Annotated in this window: 16 protein-coding genes; 13 read left to right on the plus strand and 3 right to left on the minus strand. The window is 46.0% G+C overall.

Annotation, left to right across the window (positions count from 1 at the left end; genetic code table 11):
• A complete protein-coding gene (locus D5S11_RS07355; protein WP_007408221.1) occupies window positions 1-1,143 on the plus strand; it encodes a bifunctional cystathionine gamma-lyase/homocysteine desulfhydrase in 1,143 nt (380 codons plus the stop codon).
• Between the two features lie 83 nt (window positions 1,144-1,226).
• Window positions 1,227-1,457 carry a YrhC family protein gene (locus D5S11_RS07360; protein ID WP_007408222.1) on the plus strand — a complete coding sequence of 77 codons (231 nt, stop codon included), beginning with the start codon at window positions 1,227-1,229 and terminating at the stop codon, window positions 1,455-1,457.
• A gap of 39 nt (window positions 1,458-1,496) precedes the next feature.
• Here the strand turns inward: D5S11_RS07360 and D5S11_RS07365 are convergent, their stop codons facing one another.
• A complete protein-coding gene (locus D5S11_RS07365; protein WP_053103962.1) occupies window positions 1,497-1,988 on the minus strand; it encodes a helical membrane plugin domain-containing protein in 492 nt (163 codons plus the stop codon).
• A gap of 17 nt (window positions 1,989-2,005) precedes the next feature.
• The gene (gene fdhF / locus D5S11_RS07370; RefSeq protein ID WP_108725291.1) at window positions 2,006-4,948 is read right to left on the minus strand and encodes a formate dehydrogenase subunit alpha; all 2,943 of its coding nucleotides are present in this window, start codon (window positions 4,946-4,948) and stop codon (window positions 2,006-2,008) included.
• 305 nt (window positions 4,949-5,253) lie between these two features.
• Between fdhF and D5S11_RS07375 the strand changes: the two genes are divergently transcribed.
• The 7 genes from D5S11_RS07375 to D5S11_RS07405 all read left to right on the plus strand — a co-directional run bounded on the left by D5S11_RS07375 (window position 5,254) and on the right by D5S11_RS07405 (window position 12,225).
• Window positions 5,254-5,622 (plus strand): Na-translocating system protein MpsC family protein, encoded by a 369-nt coding sequence (locus tag D5S11_RS07375; protein WP_007408224.1) that lies wholly within the window; start codon window positions 5,254-5,256, stop codon window positions 5,620-5,622.
• A 266-nt stretch (window positions 5,623-5,888) separates the two neighbouring features.
• Window positions 5,889-6,689 carry a formate/nitrite transporter family protein gene (locus tag D5S11_RS07380; protein WP_007408225.1) on the plus strand — a complete coding sequence of 267 codons (801 nt, stop codon included), beginning with the start codon at window positions 5,889-5,891 and terminating at the stop codon, window positions 6,687-6,689.
• A 389-nt stretch (window positions 6,690-7,078) separates the two neighbouring features.
• Window positions 7,079-7,219, plus strand: a complete 141-nt coding sequence (locus D5S11_RS07390; RefSeq protein ID WP_076983477.1) for a YrzI family small protein — start codon at window positions 7,079-7,081, stop codon at window positions 7,217-7,219.
• A 172-nt stretch (window positions 7,220-7,391) separates the two neighbouring features.
• Entirely contained in the window at window positions 7,392-7,547 is a 156-nt protein-coding gene (locus D5S11_RS19840; protein ID WP_007408227.1) for a hypothetical protein, read from the plus strand.
• Window positions 7,548-7,720: 173 nt separating this feature from the next.
• Window positions 7,721-8,260 carry a class I SAM-dependent methyltransferase gene (locus tag D5S11_RS07395; protein ID WP_007408228.1) on the plus strand — a complete coding sequence of 180 codons (540 nt, stop codon included), beginning with the start codon at window positions 7,721-7,723 and terminating at the stop codon, window positions 8,258-8,260.
• Window positions 8,261-8,469: 209 nt separating this feature from the next.
• Window positions 8,470-9,036, plus strand: a complete 567-nt coding sequence (locus tag D5S11_RS07400; RefSeq protein WP_039063345.1) for a TetR/AcrR family transcriptional regulator — start codon at window positions 8,470-8,472, stop codon at window positions 9,034-9,036.
• Window positions 9,037-9,063: 27 nt separating this feature from the next.
• Entirely contained in the window at window positions 9,064-12,225 is a 3,162-nt protein-coding gene (locus D5S11_RS07405; RefSeq protein WP_042635378.1) for a bifunctional cytochrome P450/NADPH--P450 reductase, read from the plus strand.
• 149 nt (window positions 12,226-12,374) lie between these two features.
• On the opposite strand, the gene D5S11_RS07410 is transcribed toward D5S11_RS07405, so the two are convergent.
• Window positions 12,375-13,583, minus strand: a complete 1,209-nt coding sequence (locus D5S11_RS07410; RefSeq protein ID WP_007408230.1) for an MFS transporter — start codon at window positions 13,581-13,583, stop codon at window positions 12,375-12,377.
• 124 nt (window positions 13,584-13,707) lie between these two features.
• On the opposite strand from D5S11_RS07410, the gene D5S11_RS07415 reads away from it, so the two are divergent.
• The 4 genes from D5S11_RS07415 (at window position 13,708) to manR (ending at window position 18,285) form a co-directional block, all read left to right on the plus strand.
• Complete coding sequence (locus tag D5S11_RS07415; RefSeq protein WP_015240269.1) at window positions 13,708-14,592, plus strand: LysR family transcriptional regulator; 885 nt, start codon at window positions 13,708-13,710, stop codon at window positions 14,590-14,592.
• Between the two features lie 67 nt (window positions 14,593-14,659).
• Complete coding sequence (gene ybaK, locus D5S11_RS07420) at window positions 14,660-15,142, plus strand: Cys-tRNA(Pro) deacylase (protein WP_012118054.1); 483 nt, start codon at window positions 14,660-14,662, stop codon at window positions 15,140-15,142.
• Between the two features lie 43 nt (window positions 15,143-15,185).
• Window positions 15,186-16,103, plus strand: a complete 918-nt coding sequence (locus tag D5S11_RS07425) for an MBL fold metallo-hydrolase (protein WP_020956130.1) — start codon at window positions 15,186-15,188, stop codon at window positions 16,101-16,103.
• A 229-nt stretch (window positions 16,104-16,332) separates the two neighbouring features.
• A complete protein-coding gene (gene manR / locus D5S11_RS07430) occupies window positions 16,333-18,285 on the plus strand; it encodes a mannose transport/utilization transcriptional regulator ManR (protein WP_108724803.1) in 1,953 nt (650 codons plus the stop codon).
• Window positions 18,286-18,287 lie beyond the last annotated feature (2 nt).

Below are 18,287 nucleotides of genomic sequence, written 5' to 3' on the forward strand. Positions count from 1 at the left end.
ATGAAGAAAAAAACGCTGATGGTGCACGGAGGAATTACGGGAGATGAAAAAACAGGAGCGGTTTCCGTACCGATTTATCAAGTAAGCACGTACCGGCAGCCGAAAGCGGGCGAGCACACGGGTTATGAATATTCAAGAACGGCCAATCCGACGCGGACGGCGCTTGAAAGCTTAATTGCAGAGCTTGAAGGCGGCGCGGCGGGATATGCGTTCGGCTCAGGCATGGCTGCGATTACTGCCGTCATGATGCTGTTTGACAGCGGCGATCATGTTATTTTGACGGATGATGTATACGGCGGCACTTACCGGGTGATGACAGGCGTGCTGAACCGCTTCGGCATTGAAGCGGACTTTGTCGATACGAGCAGTGAAGAAAAAGTCAAAAAGGCCATTCGCCCGAATACGAAAGCCATTTATATCGAAACACCGACAAACCCGCTATTGAAAGTGACTGACCTCAAACTGATGTCTGACATCGCAAAAGAAGCGGGCGTATTGCTTATCGTCGATAATACGTTTTACACGCCGTATTTCCAGCAGCCGCTCAGCTTCGGCGCTGACATCGTGCTGCACAGCGCGACAAAATATCTCGGCGGCCACAGCGATGTCGTCGGCGGCTTAGTCGTCACGGCTGATAAAGAACTGGGCGAAAAGCTTCATTATGTGCAAAACTCAACAGGCGGCGTTTTAGGACCGCAGGATTCATGGCTTTTGATGAGAGGCATTAAAACACTGGGACTCAGAATGGATGCCATCAATCACAGCGCCGGAAAAATCGCCGGGCTGCTTGAAGCGCATGATGCCGTTCAGACGCTTTACTATCCGGGATCAGCGAAACATCCGGGCCATGAGCTGACAAAAGCGCAAAGCTCCGGTTTCGGCGGAATGATTTCCTTTGATGTCGGCAGCAGCGAACGCGTCGACGCGTTTTTAGAAAAATTGAACCTGTTTACGATCGCGGAAAGTTTAGGAGCGGTTGAAAGCTTAATCTCCGTGCCGTCCAGAATGACGCACGCTTCGATCCCGCGCGACCGCCGGCTTGCGCTTGGCATTACCGACGGGCTCGTGCGGATCTCAGTCGGTATTGAGGATACTGAGGATTTAACGGCGGATGTGAAACAGGCGCTTGATTCACTTTTATAAAGAATGGATAGATTTACATTCTCTGTCGGCTGTCAGCTTGTATTATAATGTTGGTAGACTATAAAACTGGCAGGTGACCTTATATGGAGAAGAAAAGACTGAAATCATTAATAGAAGATTTTAAGCATTACGCATTTATTCTGCTTGCAGTCAGCACCTTCATTTATATCGGCGCGGTTCTTCCCGGACAAGGGCTGACTGCGGGCCAGAAAATGCTGATGTTTGTAACGGATTGTGTATTTTTAGCGGGCGCTTATTTCTGCGTTGACCGTTCACTTATTTATAAAAAGAGGCTGGAAGAGGCCGAAGAATAAAAAAAAGCCATTGTCTTTTGACAATGGCTTTTTCGTTTCTTATTCAGACGGGGTTTCGCGTAATTCTTTTCCCATTCCTTTTAAAAACTGCAGCCCGAAGCCGAGCGCGCGGTTAATATCAGGATCACCGAGGGCTTTCATCAGTTCAAACATACTGACTTTCCTGTCCTCTTTTAAAAATCTTTGCGCCTGATCCGTCCCGGCCATGGCGCTTTCTAAAAGTCTGCCCATAAATTCGGGATCAGCTTTTGACAGCGCGCCTCCCGCGGCCATCATCGTATTCAGGAGATTGGTGACAGGTTCCCGGGAAATCTGTCCGAGTGCGATTTTGGCAATCTCCTCTTTTGCCTGGAGCATATAGCCGGCGGCATCAAAAATGCCCAAGCTATTCAGCTCTGCCATGATGGACATCGTTTTCGCGACGGCTTCTTCATTTTCTGCGAGAAGCGTCTTCAGCTCTTCTAGTTTTTCAGCTTTCAGCTGTTCCTCTGTTTTCGTTTCTTTTTGAATTTCAGTAATTGGGCTTGCCATAATGTTTCCTCCTTTCCTTAATCAGTTAAGTGCACATAGCCCGGACGGTTCCATTTTCGCTGAGCTTCCACACCGTTTTGCGGATGACGTTTTTTGTTCCGCGGATTCGTTTTCGGAAGCGGCGGAGTATCACAGGAACCAAGCACTTCCATGCGGACTTTTGTCTGCTTATAGGCAGGTGTATGTGTCCGTGAATCATACGCAGGCCCGGTCAGGAAATTAATCGCAGAATCTTTATCTGTAGAGTTCATCGGCAGATAAAGCTCATTCGCGCGGACGCGGTCTGTCACAAGCGCGTTCAATTTAACCGCCCCAAAAGGAGAGACGAGCCGGATCATTGTCCCGTCGCAAATTCCGCGTTCAGCCGCGAGCTCCGGCGATACTTCAACAAATACATCCGGAACTTTAGACTGAATGCCTTTTGACTTGTTTGTCATGTTTCCTTCGTGGAAATGTTCAAGCATCCGTCCGTTGTTAATATGCAGGTCATATTCTTCAGGGAATACAGCAGGCTCCACCCAATCGCTCAGCGCAAAACGGGCTTTTTTGTCCGGGAAGTTAAAGCCGTCTTCATAAAGAAGCGGAGTGCTTTCTCCCGTAAAGCTTCCCCACAAGAAGCTGTTCCAGCCGCTAAGAACGTCGTAGCTTGCTTTTCCGAACAGCGGAGAAAGGCTCGCCATTTCTGAGAAAATGTCGCTAGGATGCGTGTAATTCCAATCAGCGCCTAAACGATTGGCGACTTCCTGAATAATCCACCAGTCGGGTTTTGCATCGCCGAGTGTCGGAAGCGCCTGATACAATCTTTGCACACGCCGCTCTGTGTTTGTAAATGTTCCGTCTTTTTCAAGAGATGGAACCGCAGGCAGGATGACATCCGCGTATTGCGCCGTTCTTGAAAGGAAAATATCCTGCACAACAAAGAAATCAAGGCTGGATAAAATGTTATGAACATGGTTGGCGTTTGAATCGACGAGCGCCATATCTTCACCGACGAGATACATGGCTTTCATGTTTCCTTCTTCAATCGCATGGAGCATTTCGATATTATCAAGACCCGGCTTGCCGTCAATTTCAACACCGTAAGCTTTTTCGAATTTAGCGCGTGCCGCATCATCGGTAATATGCTGATACCCCGGAAGCCAGCCTGGAAGAGTTCCCATATCGCAAGCGCCTTGAACGTTGTTATGTCCCCGCAGCGGATAGGCTCCGGCGCCCGGACGGCGGTAGTTTCCTGTGGCAAGCAGCAGGTTTGAAATCGCCGCTGATGTATCAGAGCCGCCTGTATTTTGAGTAACGCCCATGCCCCAAAGAACACAAGTGCCGTCTGCATCACGAATCATTTCGGCAATGCGGATGATTGTATCCTGAGAAAGTCCGGTGATGCGCTCCGCATATTCCAATGTGTATTTTTCCAGCGTTTCTTTATAATCATCAAAGTAGTTGACATTTTCATCAATAAACGCTTGATCGTGCCAGCCTTGGTCAATCATATATTTCGTTACTGCCATGAGCCAGACCTGGTCAGTCCCTTGTTTTGGGCTGATAAAGAGGTCGGACCGTTCAGCCATTTCATTTCTGCGCAGATCGGCAACAATCAGTTTTTGGCCGTGCAGTTTATGGGCGCGTTTCACGCGTGTGGCCAGAACCGGATGTCCTTCCGCCGGATTGGCGCCGACGATGAGCACGAGGCCCGCTTTTGCGATATCTTTAATTGTGCCAGCGTCTCCGCCCATACCGACGGTGCGGAATAAGCCGTCCGTTGCCGGTGACTGGCAGTAGCGTGAGCAGTTATCCACGTTGTTGGTTTCAAATACTTGGCGCGCTAATTTTTGGATGACGTAGTTGTCTTCATTCGTAATTTTAGAAGAAGAAATAAAACCGACAGAACCATTTCCGTGTTCGGCCTTGATCGAACCGAGTCTTGAAGCGACAAGATCAAGAGCTTCTTCCCATGACGATTCAACAAATGCGCCGTTTTTCCGGATAAGCGGTTTTGTAATTCGTTCTTCCGAATTCACGAAGTCCCAGCCGAATTTCCCTTTCACACAAGTGGAAATCGCGTTAACCGGAGCATCGGAAACAGGCTGAATTTTAAGGATGTCACGTCCTTTTGTCCATACTTCAAAAGAGCATCCGACGCCGCAGAACGTGCAGACTGTTTTTGTTTTTTTCGTCCGTTTATCGCGCATAGCCGCTTCCACTTCAGACACGGCGAAGATGCTTGTATAGTCGGGTTCAACATTTTTCACTAAATCAATCATCGGTTCCATGACATCTTCTTTTATTCCTGTCATAAATCCGGCTTGGCCGATCATTGATTTTTCCATCAGTGCGTTACAAGGACAGACAGTGACACACTGGCCGCAGCTGACGCAGGAAGATTCATTAATGGCGACGCCTTCATCCCAAATGACCCGCGGGCGGTCGCGCTCCCAATCAATTGAAAGGGTCTCATTCACCTGAAGGTTTTGACACACTTCCACACATTGGCCGCAGGCGATGCATTGGTTCGGATCATAGCGGTAAAACGGGTGAGACATATCAACCGCGCACTTTGAATCATCTTTCGGCGTATACGGATATTTCTGATGCTCAATCCCCATCATTTCCGCTGTATTATGGAGTGTGCAATTGCCGTTGTTGTTATCGCATACCGTACAGTAAAGCAGGTGATTCTCGAGCAGGCGGTCCATGGCCTCTGTCTGAGCCTCTTTTACCCTTCCCGACGTAAGCGAGATGGACATCCCGTTTTCTGCAGCCGTGGAACAAGAGCGCTTCAATTTCCCGTTTACTTCAACAATACAGGTGTCACATGTTTGAATCGGATCCACTTCCGGTACATGGCAAATTTGCGGAATCTCAATTCCGTTTTGGTTTAAAATATCTAAAATCTTAGACCCCTCTGGTGCTTCATACTCCGTGCCGTCAATTTTGACACGGATAGACTGAACGTCTGTCACTTCCAATTCCCCTCCATCTTTTAAACTCGAAAAAAGCCATGCACATAGATACCGGCCTCCTGTCCGGAGAACGGTATAAATACGCATGGCGGAATAGTTCACTAGCAAGTCTTACTAACAGACCAATCCTATTTGTATAAAACGATAGACTCATAACACGTTTCCTATTACAAATCCATCTTCACTGCTTTTATTATAAGGTGATATTTATTATAATACAATACGAAAGGAAAACTTTAACCAAGTGAAATGTCACAAAGGGGAACCGGGAATGTCTTTCATAGGCTAAAATCGGAGGGGACAATATGTCTAAAAAAATTCATGAATTTAACGATATTATCCGGAAATTGCGCAAAGAATTATTTGGAAAGGGGCCTGAACGAATTCACACCGTTTTTGTGGATAACATGGCGGTATCTACACTTTACGGCAATCTAAGCGCAAGTGAGCAGTTTATCGCACGCACGCCTGAAGGAAGAGAAATGGTTCATGCGGCGCGAACCAGCTTAATTCAGGAGCTGTATTCAAAACAAACGCCTGACGGAATGGAAGAGCTCATCGGAGCAAAGCTTGTGCATCTGTTTTCAGATATTAAAATAGAGGAAAATATTGCTGTATCGGTGTTTGTCTTTGACCGCTCAATTGAAGAGCATAAAGAAGAAATCAAAAGCTGACAATATTCAATTGACACGAAATTGTCACATTTGATATGATATGAACTGCCAGCAGTGGCCTAAGGACGATTTTTTATGGAATGTGTGCATGATCTGTACATATTCTATACCGCATATTTTCATTCTGCTTGATATTGTTGTATGGGTATGCATACAAGTTAGGCAGCATTCAAACCCCGTTTTTTCAGACGGGTTAGTTGAATGCTGCCTTTTTTGTTAGGCGTCTTTGGAAACTGCGGGCTGAAATGATAAATGGAGGGGTTATTATGGCTTTTCGTAAACCGGACGAAATAGCGGAGCTTGCGGTCGAATCAGGGGTAAAAAAGGTGCATTCACCGCTTTCAGCACTGATTGTATTAGGATTTTTGGGAGGAGCGTTTATCGCACTCGGTTATTTGCTTGATATCCGTGTCATCGGCGACCTTCCGAAAGAATGGGGAAGCCTGTCGAGTTTAATCGGGGCGTCCGTGTTTCCCATCGGATTGGTGCTCGTCGTTCTTGCCGGCGCGGAGCTGATTACGGGAAATATGATGTCGGTATCCATGGCGCTGTTTTCCAGAAGAATATCCGCCGGTGCATTGGTGAAAAATTGGGTGATCGTGACGTTGATGAATCTTGTCGGCGCACTGTTTGTCGCTTACTTTTTCGGACATGTTGTCGGATTAACCGAAACAGGACCTTACTTGGAAAAAACAATTGCGGTCGCACAAGGCAAATTGGATATGCCGTTTGGAAAAGTCATTGTTTCGGCGATCGGCTGTAACTGGCTTGTCTGTTTGGCCGTCTGGCTTTCTTTCGGGGCAGAAGACGGAGCCGGAAAAATCGCGGGTATATGGTTTCCTATTATGGCGTTTGTCGCAATTGGTTTTCAGCACGTTGTAGCCAATATGTTTATCATCCCGGCTGCGATATTTGCAGGCTCTTTTTCGTGGGGTGATCTGATTGGCAATCTCATTCCGGCCTTTATCGGCAATGTCATCGGCGGGGCAGTGTTTGTCGGCCTTATTTATTTTATTGCATATTCAAAAAAAGATCAGAAAAAGCAAGGGATGAAAAGAGTTTCCTGAGGTAAGAAAGATGCCGGAAAACACGGACAATTGAAGCGGAATGCCAGCACATTTTCCGTCCAAATCTTGAAAAAAATGTTTACAAAATGGAAGCTGATGGATATACTTACAAAGTAAGAAAAAAGCAAAGGGAGGTTGAATCACATGACGACGTTAAACGGCAATCAAAATCTACAATTGAACCGATTCAGCCTGTGGAAGAGTTCGTGTCCTTCCTTAACCTCTGCCTGTCAAGTACGTTAATTTCGGAGTATCAGGACATTCGCAGCTCCCCGCAGGGAAAGAAGCACAGTCTTCTTTTGTCTGCGGATTTAGTCTGCCCGCAGCGCATATGAACTTTGCTGCGGGTTATTTTCGCTTGTGCGGATATTGAAAGGGGGTGAGCGATAATGACCATTAATCTTTTCTTTGTAACACTGACCATTTCAAAGCGTTTTAAAAGTGCGGAAGAGTATGAACGAGAACAGCAGGTCGAAGAGTTTTATAATGAAGCGAAAGAACGCCAGCTGAAACACTTTTATATGAACTAACGGACACGAAGGGCCAAAACGGAGGAGAAGGAGGAGATTATCATGTTCAGAATTGAACTGCTGAATCATTACACAATGGAGAAGGACCAGGTTTAGCGAGGATGTTGCTGTCACGTCGCAGACGGCCTGCATACCATGGTAAAGAAAGAAAAATTGGTAAGCGGGTGATAGCATGCAAGGCGGTCAGAACAGAATTCCATCCATCGGGCACGGGTATGCGTCAATGCCCCATTCATTTAAGCACGGCTACGGCAACCCGTATCGCCGGCAGAGAATGGCGGCGCTTTCCCGGCAGACAAGATATATAGCACCGTATTATTGGTACTAGAGCAGGCGGAAAACCTACGTTTTCCGTCTTTTTTTTTATGAAAACAAATATAAATTTCAAATAAATCGAAACGTTCATGAAGAGAAGTGCGTCTAGTTAGTACCTCATACTAATACGAGGTAATATTATTTCTGAATAATAAATCACAGGAATGGAAAAGCGGGTGTTATACAATGTTGCAACATACATCTTCAGCATTAAAACGAATGCGCGCGAAATACTTTGCTGCATCAGAACCGGCAGAGTCAGTCATTCAGCAAATCTTGATGGACATACAGGAATACGACCGCATTTTGGAAATCGGGACCGGAAACGGCTCAATGTTTAAACAAATCATCGGACAGCTTGAAAAGGGCAGTCTTAAAAGCATAGAAACATCGAAACGTAAAATACGGAAAACACAGCGCGCAAACCGTTCGGTTATAAAAGCCGGGCTCGGAAACATTCAGCAGGGGAGGCCGGAAAGCATACCGTTCCGCGACCGCAGCTTTCATAAAGTCTTCTCATTACATACTGCTGAAACAGTCAGCGATTACCGGACGGCATGTAAAGAAGTGTACCGCGTTCTTCAAATTGACGGGTGTTTCTATATGGTTTTGAAACCTTCGCGGATGAGTGAAAAGGATGTGATTGAGGTGCTCTATGATCAGCATTTCAGAGACATTTCAGTTGTCAGCAGAGATTCATTCCATTTTATTACTGCCATTAAATAGAATATTTCTTGGGAAATAAAAAGAGCTGCTTAAGTCACTGCAGCTCTTTTTGTGAAATTGGGCATATTTCCTTATTTTTGGTTATTTCACATATATTTTATATTAAAAAAAGTTTTTTTCTTATACAATGGTAATCAGATGACCGTACATTTTAAATATTTTGAACAAACGGAATGAATATTCATTCCGCGTTTAGAAAGGGGGATGAAATGACAGCTTCAAATAAGGTTGAACTCATTATGAAAGCGTCGCTTACTTTGTTTACAGATAGAGGATTTGACGCCACGACGATTCCGATGATTGCCGCTCAGGCCGATGTCGGAACCGGCACAATTTACCGTTACTTTGACAGTAAAGAGACACTTGTGAACGTACTGTATCAGGAAAGTGCGCAGCGTTTTATGAAAAAAGTCAAAACGGACTTTCAGGGGATATCTGTAAGAGAAGGGTTTCATCACCTGTTTTATTGTCTGATTGATTTTACGAAGGAAAGTGAGTATGCATTGTTTTTTCTTGAAACGAATAAGGACGCCTACTTTCTGAATGAAACGAGCCGTAAGCTTCTTGATGAAATAACACAGATGCTTGACGTCTTTTTTCAGCGCGGCAAGTCTGAAGGCGTGCTCCGCAATCTGCCGTCCAATGTGCTGATAGCGCTGCTGCTCGGGGCATATCTCAAACTCTATCAGCTTGTCCGGACGGGAAGCGTCGAAATAACAAAACCGTTTCTGAAAGAATTGGAACAATGTTCTTGGGATGCCATCAGAACTCATTAATTATTCGCCGAAGGAAGGAAGATCGATATGAAACAGCTAAGCGCTATACCGCAGCCGAAAACATACGGACCTCTGAAAAATCTCCCTCACTTGGAAAAAGAAAAACTGTCACAATCGCTCTGGAAAATTGCCGAAGAATACGGCCCGATCTTTCGTTTTGAATTTCCGAGCTCTGTCGGGGTCTTCGTATCAGGCCGCGAGCTCGCGGCAGAAGTCTGTGATGAAAAGCGATTTGACAAAAATCTCAGCAAAGCCCTGCTGAAAGTCCGTGAGTTTGGCGGTGACGGACTATTTACGAGCTGGACTCACGAAAAGAATTGGCAGAAAGCGCATCGGATTTTATTGCCGAGCTTCAGCCAGAAGGCGATGAAAGGCTATCATTCAATGATGCTGGATATTGCCATGCAGCTCGTGCAGAAGTGGAGCAGATTAAATCCGAATGAAGAAATTGATGTTGCCGAAGATATGACGCGCCTGACGCTGGATACAATCGGCCTGTGCGGATTTCATTACCGCTTTAACAGCTTTTACCGCGACACACAGCATCCTTTTATCACAAGTATGCTTCGTGCGCTGCAGGAGGCAATGCGCCAATCGCAGAGACACAGCCTGCAGGACAAGCTGATGATCAAAACGAGACATCAGTTCCAGCAGGATATTGAAGAGATGAATTCGCTTGTAGACCGGATCATCGCTGAGCGGAGGGAAAATCCGGATGAGAATCTGTCTGACCTTTTAGCATTGATGCTTGAAGCGAAAGACCCTGTAACAGGGGAAAGGCTGGATGATGAAAATATCCGTTATCAAATCATTACCTTTTTGATCGCTGGGCATGAAACCACAAGCGGGCTGCTTTCTTTTGCGATATACTGCCTGCTGAAAAATAAAGATAAATTGAAAAAAGCCGTTCAGGAAGCCGAGCGGGTGCTGACGGGAGAGACCCCTGAATATAAGCAGATTCAGCAGCTGACATATATCCGCATGGTGCTAAATGAGACTTTGCGGCTGTATCCGACTGCCCCGGCATTTTCTCTGTACGCGAAGGAAGATACGGTTCTCGGCGGGAAATATCCGATTGCGAAGGGACAGCCGGTGACGATTCTGACTCCGCAGCTGCACCGGGATAAAAGCGCGTGGGGAGAAGATGCCGAGTTATTCCGTCCGGAAAGGTTCAGTGATCCCGCGGCAATTCCGGCTGATGCGTATAAGCCGTTCGGAAACGGACAGCGCGCATGCATCGGGATGCAGTTTGCCCTGCAGGAAGCGACAATGGTGCTCGGCCTTGTCCTGAAACATTTTGAACTGATTGATCATACTGATTATGAGCTTACGATTAAAGAAGCTCTAACCATTAAGCCCGGTGATTTTAAAATCCGTGTGAAAAACAAGGACGTGTCCAATCATCAGCCCGTACAAAACCATAAAGCTGAAGGCAGCGGTCACAAAGAAGAAACGAAAGAAATCCCGTCCCACGGAACGCCGCTTCTCATTCTTTACGGTTCAAATTTGGGAACTGCGGAAGGAATCGCGGAAGAGCTGGCTGATATCGGAAGAAGCAAAGGATTTTCAACTGAAACCGGCCCGCTCGATGATTATGCCGGGAAACTGCCTGTAAAAGGCGCGGTCGTTATTGTTACGGCTTCTTATAACGGGGCGCCGCCTGATAATGCAGCGGGTTTTGTGAAATGGATGGAAACCCTTGAAGATCAGGAATTAAAGGGTGTTTCTTACGCCGTCTTCGGCTGCGGAGACCGCAACTGGGCCGCCACTTACCAAAGGATCCCCCGCCTGATAGACAAAGTGCTTGAAGAAAAAGGGGCAAAACGGCTGACCTCTATCGGGGAGGGCGACAATGCCGATGATTTTGAGTACAGTCAGGAAGCCTGGGAAGACTCATTCTGGAAGGACATCATGAAGGCTTTTCATATAGAGGCCGCTCCAAAACAGACAAACAAATCACAGTTATCAATCGAATACGTAAGTGAAGCAGCCGAGACGCCGATTGCCAAAACGTACAAAGCATTTGAGGCGGAGGTCATCACGAACAAAGAGCTTCATACCGAAAGCAGCAAGCGCTCAGTCCGGCATATTGAGCTGCGTCTCCCCGAAACAGAAACGTATCAGGAAGGAGATCATCTCGGGGTGCTTCCGCAAAACAGCGGGGAACTGATCAGCCGTGTCATTCGCCGATTCGGTCTTGATCCGAACCAGCACTTTAAGATCAAGGGCCGGCAGCTGCCTCATCTGCCGATGGACCGGCCGGTTAATGCGCCGGAGCTTTTGGCGTCCTATGTAGAGCTGCAGGAGCCGGCAACGAGAGCCCAGCTTCGCGAACTTGCCGCACATACCGTGTGCCCGCCGCACCAAAAAGAATTGGAGCATCTTTATTCTGATGATGCGGCATATAAAGAAAACGTGCTGAAAAAACGAATGACCATGCTGGACCTGCTGGAAGATTATCCTGCATGTGAACTGCCGTTTGAGCGCTTTTTAGAACTTCTGCCGTCCTTAAAGGCGCGCTATTATTCAATCTCAAGCTCACCGAAGGCAACCAGCGGGGAGCTCAGTATCACGGTCGGCGTTGTGACGGCTCCGGCATGGAGCGGCCGTGGGGAATACCGGGGCGTGGCTTCGAACTATTTAGCCGGATTACAAAAAGGCGATTCTGCCGTCTGTTTCATCCGCTCGCCGCAGTCGGGTTTCGCATTGCCTGAAAATCCGAAAACGCCTCTCATTATGGTCGGAGCAGGCACAGGAATTGCGCCGTTCAGGGGATTTATCCAGGCGCGGGCTGCCGAAAAAATGTCCGGTAACAGCCTGGGTGAAGCTCATTTATACTTCGGCTGCCGGCATCCTGAAGAAGACGATCTGTACAAAGATGAATTCGACCATGCGGAGAAAAACGGCCTTGTCACCGTGCATCGGGCGTATTCCAGGTTAGATCAGGACTGTAAAGTATATGTACAGGATGTTCTGCTTCGCGAGGCTGCACAAATTATTGCCCTTCTTGACCAAGGCGGCCATCTCTATATATGCGGTGACGGAAGCAAAATGGCTCCGGCTGTCGAAAATGTACTGCTTCAGGCGTATGAAAAGGTGCATAACACCGATTCAAAAGTTTCCTTGGAGTGGCTTGAACAGCTGCAGGCGGAAGGAAGATATGCGAAAGATGTTTGGGCAGGTATGTAACAGAAGAGTGAGACAACTGAAGAATGTTTTTTAATTGAAGAAAGCCGGCACGATATTTGAAATCTACTGAATCAAAAGGAATAGTTATAGGGAGTATCGTGCCGGCCTTATCTTTAGTATCGGACAAAAGGCACAAATCTTTAATGTTTTTATTGATTTACATGCAGGCGGCTATGTCCCTTTTTTCTGAATTCCGCCAGAAATAAAACCGGATAAGACAGCAATAGCAAAACCGAAATAAATGAAATGATACCGATCCAATGAAAATGCGTCCAAAAGAAACCGCCGCAAGACCCGGCCACGCTTGAACCGATATAGTATGCAAGCAGATATAATGAAGAGGCTTGCGCGCGCTGATCACCGGCTGCGCGGCCGACCCAGGCGCTTGCGATCGAATGAGCGCCGAAAAAGCCGAAGGTAAAGACGGCAATCCCCGCGATTTTGAGCGCAAGCTGGGGCAAAAGTGTCACCGCTGCGCCGGCAAGCATAACAAAAATCGCAATCTTAATCATTTTTCCGCTTCCGAAAAGATCTGCTTTTTTCCCCATATAGACCGAGCTGAACGTTCCCGCGAGATAGACAATAAAAATAAAACCGATCACAGTCTGCGACAAATGATAAGGAGCCGCCATTAAATGAAAGCCGATATAATTATATAATGTCACAAAACTCCCCATTAATATAAATCCCAGAGATATTAACAAAAGCAGCCGTTTGCGGTGCAGGACCGCTCCGTATTCCTTACATGCCGCTTTTACGCCCGCATGCCGCTGAGATGAATGGCGCGGAGCCGGAAGAAAACGCCAAAACAAATAGCTTAATACAATAGAAAGAATGCCGATGATGGCAAGCGCCGGCCGCCAGCCGAATACATCGGTCAGAAGCCCCGTTAACAGCCTGCCGCTCATTCCCCCGATGCTTGTGCCGCTGATATACAAGCCCATCATTTTCCCGAGGCCCTTCGGATCAAACTCCTCGCCTACATATGTCATAGCGACAGCCGGAACTCCTGCCAGGAAAATACCGAGCAGCGCCCTCATCGCCAAAAGCGCCGGAAAGGCCGGACTGAACGCTGTTAATAGACCTAAAACAGAAGTAGCTGTTAACGACAGCACCATTAATTTTTTTCTGCCGAATCCGTCAGACAACGAAGCGGCGGCCAATAATGAAAATGCCAAAACGGCTGTTGAGATGGATAAAGTTAAGCTGGCAGCCGCAGCGGAAATATGAAACTCTTCCGAAAACAAAGGCATAAGCGGCTGTGTCGTGTAAAGCGTGGCGAAGGTCACAAAGCCGCTGATAAACAGAGCCAAGCTGGCCTTTCTGTAAGCCTTTGTGTGAGGCTGAATAAACGTCATGAATGTCCCTCTTTTCTCACTGTTGGTTATATATGTATCGTACGCTTTTCATTTCAATGTGTCTAATTTATAATAACTATAGAATTAATGCGTGTAGGTTATGAAGAAAGGGGAGAAGGAGAAAATGGAGCTTCATCAAATTGACAACTTCATTGCGGCGGCAGCTCATCAGCATTTCACAAATGCGGCAAAAGAAAGAATGATTTCTCAGCCGGCATTAAGCCGATCGATTATCAGGCTCGAAGAAGAATTAGGCGCGCCGTTATTTTACAGAGAGACAAAAGCCGTCCGGCTGACAAGGCACGGAGAGCAGTTCTTAATAAAAGCAAAACAAGCGAGACGAGCTTTAAATGAAGGCGTTGAACAAGTGAAAAAGAATATGAGCCTGGAGCACGGCGAAATATCTGTATCTTTTCTTCATACGCTCGGGCTGCGCTTAATGCCTCAGCTGATTGCCGAATTTAAAAAGCTATACCCAAACGTGACCTTCCGGCTTTATCAAGGCGCAAATGAAACGCTTCGCAAAATGGTGGAAACGGGAGATGCGGATATCTGTCTCAGCTCTCCGCCGCTTCCCAGCGAGCTTTTACAATGGACAGTGCTGGAGAAAGAGCCTCTTTATGCGGTGCTACCTGAGAACCACCCGCTTGCAGGAAATAAAAGCATTCAAATGAAAGAGATGCAGGACGAGGATTTTGTGGGTTTTAAACCGGGATACGGGCTGAGGTATATGTTTGATCTGATGTGCCGGGATTTGAATATACACCCGCATCTCGCATTTGAAGGAGAGGAAGTGTCAACCATATTAGGACTGACCGCCGCGGGTCTGGGGGCTGCAGTGCTGCCGAAAACCGCGGAGCATTCATACTTTCCGGTCGTTTTTCTTCCGGTTGCAGATTACCAATGCGAACGCACCATAGCGTTAGCCCAGCTGAAAAACCATGCTCTCTCTCCCGCTGCTGAGCGTTTTAAACAGTTTGCACTTGAGTATTACAAAGCACGCAACTGAGCGGTCATTTTATTAAAATCGAAGTTGAAAATAAAGCAGAAAGAAATACAGAAAACGGAGGAAAACCATGGCGAAAAAAACAGTGAAAACAAATGCTGTCCGTATCATTGAGCAGCAAAACATTCCCTATGAGCTATTAGGTTACAAAACAGAAGGGGGACAGCCCGCAGACGGTCTTTCCGTTTCACAAAAAATCGGATACGCTGCCGAATATGTTTATAAAACCTTAGTGGCATCTGCAGGAACTGATCGTTATTACGTCTTTGTCGTTCCCGTTGCAAAAGAACTGAATCTGAAAAAAGCTGCGAAGGCGGCAGGTGAGAAGAAAATAGAAATGATTGCCATGAAGGACCTTTTGGGAGTAACCGGCTATATGCGCGGCGGCTGCTCTCCGATCGGCATGAAAAAAAGGTTTCCGACTTTTATTGATAGATCCGCTGAAACACTGGAGTTTATGATTGTCAGTGCGGGGAAAATCGGAATGCAGCTGAAAGCAGCGCCTCAAGATTTAGCCGAAGCAAGCGGGGCGGTATTTACAGACATTGTATAAATGTCCGATGAATCTAATGGAACACGTGTCAAGGAGAATGATAATGAAAAAAAGATATGAAAACTTGAATGGCGTGAAGAATGAACATGGATTCAGGGACATGTGGAAATGGATGAAAGAACGAAGAGAAAAAAGTAAAGACTTAAGCGAGAACATTCCGAAAGCGGTCACAAGGGATGTCCGTGATGTTGCCGTCAATCGGACGGAAACCGCCATAACATGGATCGGCCATTCTTCATTTCTGATCCAAATACAGGGGTTTAACATAATGACCGACCCTGTATGGGCGCGGAGGATGGGTTTTCAAAAACGGCTGACAGAGCCGGGATATGAATTGAGCGAACTGCCTGACATTGATGCCGTGCTCATCTCACATGGGCATTATGACCATCTTGATTTTCCGAGTATAAAAAAACTGAGAGGAAACCCGGATTTTTACGTGCCTGCGGGACTGAAAAAGCTGTTCAACAAAAAAGACCGCAAAAAGGTCCATGAAATGAATTGGTGGGATCGTTTTGAGATGCGGGGGGTGAACATATCATTTGTTCCGGCCCAGCACTGGACACGGAGAACGCTTTGGGATACCGATACCTCTCATTGGGGAGGCTGGGTCATAGAAAGCAAAAACGGCGAGTCCATCTATTTTGCAGGAGATACAGGCTATTTTGAAGGCTTTAAAGAAATCGGAGAGAGGTTTCGTATTAAGGCGGCTCTGATGCCGATCGGAGCATACGAACCGGAATGGTTTATGCAAGTGTCACATATCAATCCGGAAGACGCCGTGAAAGCGTTTTTGGAGCTGAAGGCTGACAGCTTCATTCCCATGCATTACGGGGCATTCCGGCTTGCTGATGATACAGGCCCGGAAGCACTAAGCAGACTGCACGGCGAGTGGGATCGGCTTGCATTACCTCCTGAAAACCTGAAAGCATTAGCGCTTGGCGAAACATTTTGGCTGTAACAGCAGGTTTTCGCTGCCGACACCAATCGTTTAAAAACGGTTGGTGTTTTGTTGTCAACCAAAGGTGAACAGCTTTAGTATAAAACATGATTTTTCCGGAATCTGCGGTAAAAAACAAAACTTTTTACTCTTTTGTTTCATTATAAAATGAAAACGGTTTCGTATGTGTAGTATATTTAACCTATCACAATTGCTCCAGCAGAAACGGACAGGAAGGATAGAAAAACAGATGAAATACATGAATTCAAGGCAGAAAAAGATTTTGTATCTGTTGTTATCTGAACCTGATGACTACTTAGTTGTGCAAGATTTCGCAGACAGGGTCCGCTGTTCTGAAAAAACGATCAGGAATGATTTGAAAACGATTGAAGATTTCCTGAATGAACATGCTCAAGCTCAGCTGATCCGCAAACCGGGATTAGGCGTCTATTTACATATATCTGAACAGGAAAGGTCACGGTTAATCCGGCAAATTTATAATGAGCACTTTACGTGCAGGCACAAGACCGATGAAGAAAGAATACTTCACATCGCTTATGATTTATTAATGAATTCAAAGCCCGTTTCCGCAAAAGAAATTGCCGCACAGCATTTTGTAAACAGAGCTTCCATTAAAAAGGATGTAAGTGCGGTTGAAGAGTGGCTGAAGCGATTTGATCTCACGCTGGTTTCTAAACAGCGGCTCGGCTTAAAGATTGAAGGGGACGAAAAAAACAAAAGAAAAGCATTGGCGCGAATTTCAGATTTGATTGATAATGCGGAATTTACAAGCCAATTTATAAAAAGTAAGTTTTTAAGTTATGAAGCGGACTTTGTGAGAAAAGAAATCAAGTTATTACAAAAAAAACATTCTATCTATTTTACGGATGAAACATTTGAAAGTTTGCTGCTGCATACATTGCTGACTATCCGCCGTATCAAAATGAAACAGCCGGTCGCCATTTCTGCAAGACAGCTGGACGCGGTAAAAAAGAAGAAAGAATATGAATGGACACTGGCTTGTTTAAAACGGCTTGAGCCGGTATTTGCCATCCGGTTTCCTGAGGAAGAAGCCGTCTATTTAACTTTACATATAATAGGCGGGAAAGTCCGCTATCCATCGCAGCAAGAAAAGAAGCTTGATCTTGAAGATTCTGAGCTTTCCAAAGTCGTCAGGCATTTGATCAATCGTGTTTCAGAACTGAAAATGCTGGATTTTCATAAAGACCAGGAACTGATCAACGGATTGAACATTCATCTCGATCCGGTGTTGAAGCGGCTGAGCTATGATCTCTCTGTTTCAAACCCCATGCTTCACGACATCAAAAAAATGTACCCTTATTTGTTTCATCTTATCATTGACGTTTTAGAAGACATCAATCAAACATTTGATCTTTATATTCCTGAAGAAGAGGCGGCCTATTTGACGCTGCATTTTCAGGCAGCGATCGAACGGCTGCGCCGAAGCAGGCATAACCCTAAAAGGACGATCATCGTCTGCCATATGGGCATTGGCATGTCACAATTGCTGCGGACTAAAATTGAACGCAAATTTCATCACATTACGGTAAAAGACTGTATCGCAAAAGCGGAGCTGACAGAGTATATCAAAAAGCATAAAGATATAGATTTCGTCATTTCTACGATAGGGCTTGGAAATGTAACGATCCCTCATATTGTCGTATCACCGCTTTTGGAGTCTGCTGATGAAAAGAAGCTCAGCGCATTTCTGCAACAGCTTGATATATCACACCGCCGGGAGCAAAAAACGTTTAAAATGCTGAACGATACGACTCCGTTTCTCGTTTTTTTACAGCAAGAGACAGAGCATCGTTATCAGGTCATTGAAAAGCTGGCGCAGGCTTTGTATGAAAAAGGCTATGTAGAAAAAGAGTATGGCATTCATGCAGTAATGAGAGAAAAAATGTCGGCGACAAATATCGGGGCGGGTATTGCCATCCCTCACGCGAACTCTAAATATATCAAACAATCAGCCATTGCAATCGCCACCTTAAAAGAGCCGATTGAATGGGGGACAGAAAAGGTGTCGCTCGTTTTTATGCTTGCCGTTAAACACGAAGATCAAAACAAGGTAAAGCAATTATTCAGTGAGCTTTCCTATCTTAGCGAGCAGCCGGTATTTATTCAAAAACTGACGGAAGAAAAAAATGTGATGACGTTTTTATCGTATTTAAACTATTAAAA

The organism is Bacillus sp. L75, assembly GCF_003676355.1.
Taxonomy (GTDB): Bacteria; Bacillota; Bacilli; order Bacillales; family Bacillaceae; genus Bacillus; species Bacillus velezensis.

What these genes read in the sequence shown, in the direction of transcription:
- ybaK (WP_012118054.1), top strand. Translation starts at nt 14,660, where the DNA reads ATGGCGAAAAAAACAGTGAAAACAAATGCTGTCCGTATCATTGAGCAG.
- D5S11_RS07415 (WP_015240269.1), top strand. Translation starts at nt 13,708, where the DNA reads ATGGAGCTTCATCAAATTGACAACTTCATTGCGGCGGCAGCTCATCAG.
- D5S11_RS07365 (WP_053103962.1), bottom strand. Translation starts at nt 1,988, where the DNA reads ATGGCAAGCCCAATTACTGAAATTCAAAAAGAAACGAAAACAGAGGAA.
- D5S11_RS07390 (WP_076983477.1), top strand. Translation starts at nt 7,079, where the DNA reads ATGACCATTAATCTTTTCTTTGTAACACTGACCATTTCAAAGCGTTTT.
- D5S11_RS07425 (WP_020956130.1), top strand. Translation starts at nt 15,186, where the DNA reads ATGAAAAAAAGATATGAAAACTTGAATGGCGTGAAGAATGAACATGGA.
- D5S11_RS07355 (WP_007408221.1), top strand. Translation starts at nt 1, where the DNA reads ATGAAGAAAAAAACGCTGATGGTGCACGGAGGAATTACGGGAGATGAA.
- manR (WP_108724803.1), top strand. Translation starts at nt 16,333, where the DNA reads ATGAAATACATGAATTCAAGGCAGAAAAAGATTTTGTATCTGTTGTTA.
- D5S11_RS07375 (WP_007408224.1), top strand. Translation starts at nt 5,254, where the DNA reads ATGTCTAAAAAAATTCATGAATTTAACGATATTATCCGGAAATTGCGC.
- D5S11_RS07380 (WP_007408225.1), top strand. Translation starts at nt 5,889, where the DNA reads ATGGCTTTTCGTAAACCGGACGAAATAGCGGAGCTTGCGGTCGAATCA.
- D5S11_RS07400 (WP_039063345.1), top strand. Translation starts at nt 8,470, where the DNA reads ATGACAGCTTCAAATAAGGTTGAACTCATTATGAAAGCGTCGCTTACT.
- D5S11_RS19840 (WP_007408227.1), top strand. Translation starts at nt 7,392, where the DNA reads ATGCAAGGCGGTCAGAACAGAATTCCATCCATCGGGCACGGGTATGCG.
- D5S11_RS07360 (WP_007408222.1), top strand. Translation starts at nt 1,227, where the DNA reads ATGGAGAAGAAAAGACTGAAATCATTAATAGAAGATTTTAAGCATTAC.
- D5S11_RS07410 (WP_007408230.1), bottom strand. Translation starts at nt 13,583, where the DNA reads ATGACGTTTATTCAGCCTCACACAAAGGCTTACAGAAAGGCCAGCTTG.
- D5S11_RS07405 (WP_042635378.1), top strand. Translation starts at nt 9,064, where the DNA reads ATGAAACAGCTAAGCGCTATACCGCAGCCGAAAACATACGGACCTCTG.
- D5S11_RS07395 (WP_007408228.1), top strand. Translation starts at nt 7,721, where the DNA reads ATGTTGCAACATACATCTTCAGCATTAAAACGAATGCGCGCGAAATAC.